A 7,497-nucleotide genomic window follows, 5' to 3' on the forward strand; every position below is an offset into this window, starting at 1 on the left:
AGTGGCACCAACTAGCGGAGCTTGAAAGGCTCCAGATGGGAGAACGGCAGAGAGGAGGACCTCTCTGAGAAGTAAGCAAGGGCAAGACAGTGGCACCAACTAGCGGAGCTTGAAAGGCTCCAGATGGGAGAACGGCAGAGAGGCGGAGGAAGCACACTATGTGTTCAAAGCATTCTGAAGATCAAAGATAGGTAGTTAGCAAGAAAAGTTTAGAAGTCGGGGGCCTAAAGCCCCCGACTATCACTTAAGTACCAAGCTTCAAATTACAAATCGTAGTTTGATTAATACGGCTAGCAGCCGAGAAATGGAGGTACACATGAGTGAACCAATTAACAACAAAAACAAAGTAGTACTGGATGGATACAGATTTACAGGTAGATCAGTAGGAGCGGTTTCGACTAGATACTCTGGGCGAAATCAATTCCTAACTATGGTTACTTTTGAACAGGTTGTAAAACTTTTTCCAAAAGTTGACCCAAAGAATCCTCATGATCGCAATCGTAAAGTTGATGCGAAAAGAGCTAAAGCTGCTGGCGAATATTGGCGGGATAATCCAACTGATTGGATATTTCCACCACTTATTTTAGTTCTTGATGATGATTTAGTATTCCAATCATTAGAAGATGCGGATGTCAGGGTACCTGATAATTTAAATCTTCAGATGGTTCGGTTAGTACTGCCACCTGATTTTGATCAAGAGGCATTCATAGCAGATGGCCAACATCGATGCTTTGGAATTTGCTATATCTATGCTCAATGTCATGAGGAATTGAAAGATGCAAGAGATGCACTCAGACAAGCTCGTGGAAGTGGAGCTTCAGAAAGTGATATTCGCATACTTCAATCAAAAATTGATGCAATCACTCATGATATTTCTCGATTTGAGACAGAAACAATTGGCGTTCAGATTATCGCAAATGCAAACAAAAGTTTGCAGCAAGAGTGGTTTATAACCATGAGTGATTATCAGAAACCAATTGGTAGAGGAGAAAGCGTCCGCATGGATGAGAAAACTAATCTCACCAATGCTGCAAAACAGATAATCTCATCACACTCATTATTTGCGGGAGAGTTTCCTCGAATTGACGAAGAAACACCAAACCCAAGAGTTGATGAGAGAAAAGACAATGTTGCTAGAGGCTCAGGTGCAATCTATTCTCTTGCAAATATTCGAGATTGGGTTGCAACACTAGTTCTTGGCTCAAAGTCTGAAACTAGCGTGGACAAATTGGACGAACTAACTTCTGTCGATCAAATAGTTGATGTAGCAAACGCATTTTTTAATGCGCTTGTAGAGTCTGTACCTTATTTTGAACAACTAAATTCAGCAACATTACAAGGGGCTGAATTTCGTAAACTGAATGGCTTTAGCTCTCCAACCATTATTCGTGGTTTAGCTTTAGCTGCAAATGCTGAATTACTTGGGTCTCCGTCACTGGAATCTGGAGATCCAATTGATTTAGAAGTTAACGAAGCAGGGTTGTCTAGATTCAAGAAGCTACTAAGTAGTTTAGTAAGCGAGCTTGAATACATGGATGATCCAGCTCGTACAAAGCCTCAAAAGAAAAGAATGAAACAGGGTGAATGGTATGCAACCCAATTATTCCGTGAAGGAGCAACAGCTCCTCAGTCAGGTTTTCAAGACCGTGCTCGCCTTGGAAACATGCTGACTGAATGGTCAGAAAAAGGAAAAATTGATTTTGCACCATTTGTTAAAACAAGTGGGAGGGCGTAAACGCAGCAACACTAAATAGATCACTTTGTTTCGTTCAAGATTCGAAAGGTACGAGCATTTTGTCCACTGTAATTCTAAGAACTTTGGAGTTGCATGGGCCGAAATCAACTCGTCAATTGACCGAACTTTTAAGCTGTGAGAATGTTTATGGTGAACTAGGGAGTCCGTATTCTTTGAATGCGGACATACTTAGCACAATTAAGAATCTCTATTTAAGTGATCGTGTGATCTCCTACGATTCTAAAAGCGGTAGGTGGTTCATCAAAACTCAGGCCCATCTAGGGGAAACAAACCTTGTTCATTCAAACTTTGCGGAGATTGAACTAACCAAGGTTAAATTCAAAGAGATAGGTTTTGGTCAAGAATATGTCTACGCACTTTACCTTCCAGTAATGAGATATAACGCAGCGTTGAATGATTGGAAGCTCTACCCAATAAAAATTGGAAGAACTAAAAATCTACTAAACAGAATTTCAGCATTATCTTTCACTGGACCAGGAATGCTAGTTCCTGGAGTTGTACTGAGAACTGATAATTCGCAAATACTTGAGAAAGAATTGCATAAAACTCTAATTGCAAATCAGGCTCAAATAAAATTGAGCGGTAGGCGAGAATGGTTTCGAAGTAACATAACAAATATAGAACATCTCTTTTCGAACTTAGCGAAAAGAGGTGTGATATAGCAAATTTGATTCCTTGGCATGCTTTGTCAAAGCCTGGCGAAGTGTTCAAATTTCTGAAGAAGAACCACGTTTGCTACGACATTGATATGGGTGAATTGCCACCGATGGATTTGATTCAAGAGTTGCTAATTCTGTCCGAAAAGATCAAGCGTAAAACAAATCCAGATGCATACAAAGAGGTAAGCGATTTGGTCTCATTGCTTGTAGCTGCTTCAGTGGGAGAACCACTTCAGATGCTGCATGAGATCGTCATTAGAGACCAAAGCGCTCTGCTATCGAAAGAACTGGATGAACTTTTAGCCAATTCGGCTTACATAGATGGAGAGAATAAGGAAATGTAGCCGTAGCGGTTGAGGTAGTACTTGCCTCAATTACCCAACAGTTAAAGGTACTTGGGGCTGGCTCAAGCCAAGCCAGCCCCTGCCCCTTAAGTCTGAGATATCTTTCCCTGTCGAGTAATTGTCGAGTAACTACTCGAAACATGGCATAAGATAACCTAGCTAAACAGAACTCAAATGCTTAACTAATTAAACATTTGAGCCTGCTTCGCAGTGGGGCCTATAGCTCAGTCGGTAGAGCAACGGACTTTTAATCCGTGGGTCGACGGTTCGAGCCCGTCTGGGCCCACTTTCTCATTGAAGTTTCAAAGCCAAGGAATTTGCTGATGAGTCAACTACTATCTGCAGATGCAATTTCCCCGTCGACTATTTTCATTACTAAGTGCTGGCGCTTTGATTGCTTCCTTCATTGCACCGATCTCATCATTTGCCGCTGTGAAGACTATCGCTGGCACTGTCTGCAAAAAAGCAGGTTCGGCTACGATTCAATCTGGCAAGAACTTTCGGTGTGTTGCATCAAAAGGCAAACTCATCTGGCAATTGAAAGTGACGACAACTGTTCAGATTCAACCGAGTCAACTAACTGGGCCAACATGGGCGCAGATTGCAGCAGAAAAGGCCGCTGCAGAGGCTTTGGCAGCCGAACAGACCCGTTTAGCGTTAGAGGCAAAGGCAAAAGCAACGGCAGAGTTAAAAGCACAACAAGAAGCAGAAGCGAAGGTGTTAGCCGCAGCAAAAGCTGAGGCTGAAAAGCCAAAGATTTCAGGATTAGTTATTGGTGACCTTCTGTGGGGCGATGATTTTAAAGGCTCGACTGGATCAACAATTAATCAAAAAAACTGGACTGCACGAAACTGTCACCGCACTCCTGAATCTTTTGGTGGCGGTGCCTGCTTTGATACCGAGGCGATCTACTACGCACCTTCTGCCGTGAAACTTGATGGAAGCCCAGATGGCGCAGCTGTTATTACAACAACTCGTATCGCAGGGGCGTTACCGAGTGATGCCGGCAAATGCCTAACAAGTGTGTGCGCATTTACAAGTGGTCGATTTGATACCCATGGAAAAGTTTCGTTTCAATACGGATTTATTGAGGCACGCATAAAAATGCCTGCGGGCAGTGGTAATCACCCTGCTTTTTGGATGCTGGGCGACAACATCAATCAAGTGGGTTGGCCAACTTCAGGAGAAATGGATATTACTGAAATCCATGGCAATGATCCTTACACAACAACATCTGCGACTCATTATTCAACGAGCTATTTAGTGAACACCTGTTGCTCAAATCATTTCTACAAAGTTGCCTCATTAGGTGTTGGTGCAGATGTGAGCACTGGTTATCACACCTACGCCGTTGCTTGGTTGCCTAACTCAATCTCTTATTATGTTGATGGTCGTTTGATTTCTATAACAACTCCTCAAACCCTTGGAGGGTATTGGAGTTTTAATAATAAGTTTTTCTTGATTCTCAACAACGCAGTTAATGCCGGTTTTGGTGGATCGTGGGCAAATCTGCAGTCAGCAACTATGACAATTGACTGGGTCCGAAGTTACCAACTTAACGGACAGGGCCAAGTCTTTACACAATAAAACTGCCGGCACCCACAAGTGGTACCGGCAGTTTTATTCGAGGCCAGAAATTATTTTTTCTTGTAACCAGTAGGGCACTTTGGATTAACAGCAGTTACTTTCTTAGTTAACTTTCCTTTAACACAAGTGATTGTTGTTTTCTTAGCTGCAGGCGTTGGAGCTGCATAAACATCAAATGTCACTAGATCAACATCTGCATCCTTGTCACCATATCCAGGAATAACTGGTTTGAATGTTCCATAAAGTCGAGTCTTCGGAGCCATTGCATTTGGTGAAGCTGGAACAGCTTCTGTCCCAGTGGTGTCTGTGTTCTTGATAACGAATGTAACTTCACCAGCTGCATTAGTTTTTGCTTTGAGGTCAGCACCAGAGGCTGATTCAGATGCTGGGACTCCAATCTTTGTTGAGCCCGCAAGCCAATTTGCTTTAGAAACACTGTATGGAGAATTAATTTGAAGAGTCACCTCTGTATTTGCAAGAGGGGCTGTCCCATCCTTTGTTACAAGGTATTTCAAGGTGAGAGTTGTCCCTGCTGCAATGTATGTATAGAAGGCACGAGTTTTTGCTGAGTAATACTGTGCAATGTCACCTGTTGTATCAACACTATTTGATGGACCAAATGCAGGTGATTCTAAACGCATTGATGGAAGCAACTTAGGTGCAACAACTGTTGGGGTAGGCGTTGGGGTTGGCGTTGCAGTAGGGGTCGCTGTCGGAGTTGGCGTTGGAGTAGTTCCTCCCGCAGGCAAGGTTTCTGCTGCTGCCTTAGTAATGTCAAAAGTTAGAAGGTCTACGACTTGTTGCATATCTGTTAAGCCGTCAATAACTGCCTTCATATTTCCATAGAGACGACCAGTGGTTGCCCGTGGCTGTGTCTCTGATGATGGAATTGCCATTGCATTTGTAGAAGTTTCGGTGCTCTTGATGGTGAAGGAGACCTTTCCTTCAGAGTTAGTTTTTCCAGTAACTAACAGTCCATAGCCAGTTACTGAATCCTGGGACGCTCCAACAGATTTTCCATTAACTTCCCATGTTGCTTTTGATCCACTGTATGGAGCGTTGACCATGAAATTAATTGTTTTATCCGCAGCAGGTGCTGTTCCATCACTTGTCACGATGTATGTGATGGTGATTGTTGAGCCTGCACCCACGTATTTGAAGTAGCTACGACCACCTGCTGCGTAGTACTGACCTAGACCGTCGGAGGCAAATGTTTCATTTGCTGAGTTAAAGCTTGGTGATACAACGCGGACTGTAGGTAAGCCAGCAGCAGTAGAGGAGCTCTGGCCGAAAAGGCTGCCAGATAGTAGGAGCGCAAGCATTGCAATCCCACTAATGAACTTGCGTGTACTTGTTGTGTGCTTCATTTCCTGCTCCTATTTCCTAGTTGACTTAACCTTTTATAACTTTCCCAACACCATTTACTGAATAAAAACGTATGTAATCCACGCTCAATTGAGCTTGATTCAAAGTCGGATCGATGAATTCACCCGCGTAGGTGCCGCCCATTGCAAGGTTTAAGATCAAAAAGAACTTTTGGTTGTAGACCCAGCCTCTAGAACCGGTATCTGCTGAAGAGAATGTCCCGGTGACTCTGCCATCAACGATGAAGGAGAGTGAGTTCTTTTTCCACTCAATTGCAAAGGTATGGAATTCATCTGACAAGGGTGCGAAACTTAAGAATCGTGTCCCAAGTCCGGAACCTTGAGGCGTAGTTGGTCCATGGATTGCGGAAGTGGATTGGTCAGAGATATCGCCACGAAACTCCATGATGTCGATCTCGCCACACTCAGGCCAAGGAACACCATCTAGCAAATCTCCACCAAGCATCCAAAAAGCGGGCCACGTTCCAACGCCTTGAGGCAGTTTCATTCGCGCTTCAATACGGCCATATTGAAAGCTGAGTTTGCGAGCAGTTTTTAATCGGGCGCTTGTAAATTGACACTCAGAGCATCGGTTAAGGATGTCTTCCGTGCCCGGCACATCACCGACTTGCTCGGAATATTCATTGGAGATTCTGTTGGCAGTTAAAACCAAACGCCCAGAGCCATCCATCGAAGCATTACTTGATTTGTCGGTGTAGTACTGACGTTCAGAATTTCCCCAACCGCCACCACCAATCTCAGCGCTCCACGTTTTGGAGGAAGGCATAGTTCCTTTTTTGCTATTGAACTCATCAGACCATAAGAGTTTCAAGGTTTTCTTTGGGGCGGCATCGGCAATCGGGTTTACAAGAAGAGATAACGCCACCGAAAAGGCAACCAGAAGGCTGGCTGGTGCCACAACCGTTTTCTTATCGGCCATTACAAACTCCCCTCGTTATCAAATTTTAATGCAAATTCTCTTGCGCCAAATGGCATTAAAGGCTTAAATAGCGTACCTTGAAACCGCTTTCATGAAAACCCCAAAGGGTATAAGTTTTCCTGAGAGTTGCGAGGTTTCACTGATGGCTTGCCGGATGTCAGGTCTGTTAAAGGGAAGGTTTCACATATGAACAAGTTGACCACCAAAAATGCATTTCTTGGGGGAATCGTTGCGTTGGCAGTGTCAGCAGGATTGCTGACCGCACCTGCAAAGGCTGCAGAGCAAATCACTTTAACTATTTGGACCTTCGGCGAAGTTATTCAGCCAGGTCTACAACGTGAATACCAGAAACTTCACCCTGACATTAAAATCATCCCAATTAAAAACGATGTTGACCCGCTGCACCAGAAGACAATTCTTTCCTGTCAAACAGGTGGACCCGCAGACATCATTGCTTTTGAAGTTCCATATTCAGGATACTGGCGCACCGGAAACCGACCTAACTGTTTCCAGGATCTGCGCCAAATGAAGACATCAGATTCAAACGCGGCAGCCGGTGTCGCAGCAGGATTATCAGCAAATGAGATTAAAAAGAATTATCTGCCATGGCGTTGGGAACAAGGCGTTGCATTTAATGACAGTGTTATTGGTATTCCAACAGATGTCGGTGGATTGCAAGTTGCCTACCGATCCGACTTATTTAAAAAAGCAGGCCTACCAACTGATCGCGTAGCTGTCGGGAAATTGTGGCCAACGTGGGATGCATTCATTGCAACTGGGCAAAAGTATGTCGCGAAGTTAACTCCTGCCGAAAAGAAATCAGGTAAAGGTTTCATTGATGATGCTG

Annotated in this window: 7 protein-coding genes and 1 tRNA gene; 6 read left to right on the top strand and 2 right to left on the bottom strand. The window is 43.9% G+C overall.

Going from position 1 to position 7,497, the window contains the following annotated elements; genetic code table 11:
* The first annotated feature begins 316 nt into the window (after nucleotides 1-316).
* From ABWP14_RS11125 to ABWP14_RS11145, 5 genes are all read left to right on the top strand, one after another.
* Nucleotides 317-1,735: a DNA sulfur modification protein DndB gene (locus ABWP14_RS11125; RefSeq protein ID WP_353203041.1), complete on the top strand. Its 1,419-nt coding sequence runs from the start codon at nucleotides 317-319 to the stop codon at nucleotides 1,733-1,735.
* 224 nt (nucleotides 1,736-1,959) lie between these two features.
* Nucleotides 1,960-2,418, top strand: coding sequence for a GIY-YIG nuclease family protein (locus tag ABWP14_RS11130; RefSeq protein WP_353203042.1), 459 nt, complete (start codon nucleotides 1,960-1,962; stop codon nucleotides 2,416-2,418).
* A gap of 5 nt (nucleotides 2,419-2,423) precedes the next feature.
* Nucleotides 2,424-2,759 carry a hypothetical protein gene (locus ABWP14_RS11135; protein WP_353203043.1) on the top strand — a complete coding sequence of 112 codons (336 nt, stop codon included), beginning with the start codon at nucleotides 2,424-2,426 and terminating at the stop codon, nucleotides 2,757-2,759.
* Between the two features lie 213 nt (nucleotides 2,760-2,972).
* Nucleotides 2,973-3,045 (top strand) — tRNA-Lys (locus tag ABWP14_RS11140).
* Between the two features lie 59 nt (nucleotides 3,046-3,104).
* The gene (locus ABWP14_RS11145) at nucleotides 3,105-4,346 is read left to right on the top strand and encodes a glycoside hydrolase family 16 protein (RefSeq protein ID WP_353203044.1); all 1,242 of its coding nucleotides are present in this window, start codon (nucleotides 3,105-3,107) and stop codon (nucleotides 4,344-4,346) included.
* Nucleotides 4,347-4,396: 50 nt separating this feature from the next.
* On the opposite strand, the gene ABWP14_RS11150 is transcribed toward ABWP14_RS11145, so the two are convergent.
* Both ABWP14_RS11150 and ABWP14_RS11155 read right to left on the bottom strand, forming a co-directional pair.
* On the bottom strand, nucleotides 4,397-5,713 hold the full coding sequence (locus ABWP14_RS11150) for a hypothetical protein (RefSeq protein ID WP_353203045.1): 1,317 nt from the start codon (nucleotides 5,711-5,713) through the stop codon (nucleotides 4,397-4,399).
* A 25-nt stretch (nucleotides 5,714-5,738) separates the two neighbouring features.
* Nucleotides 5,739-6,650, bottom strand: a complete 912-nt coding sequence (locus ABWP14_RS11155; protein ID WP_353203046.1) for a glycoside hydrolase family 16 protein — start codon at nucleotides 6,648-6,650, stop codon at nucleotides 5,739-5,741.
* A 186-nt stretch (nucleotides 6,651-6,836) separates the two neighbouring features.
* Between ABWP14_RS11155 and ABWP14_RS11160 the strand changes: the two genes are divergently transcribed.
* Nucleotides 6,837-7,497, top strand: a 661-nt coding sequence (locus ABWP14_RS11160) for an extracellular solute-binding protein (protein ID WP_353203047.1), incomplete at its 3' end; no start/stop codon positions are given.

The sequence above is a fragment of the Polynucleobacter sp. genome, from assembly GCF_040400325.1.
In the GTDB taxonomy this organism is placed as follows: Bacteria; Pseudomonadota; Gammaproteobacteria; order Burkholderiales; family Burkholderiaceae; genus Polynucleobacter.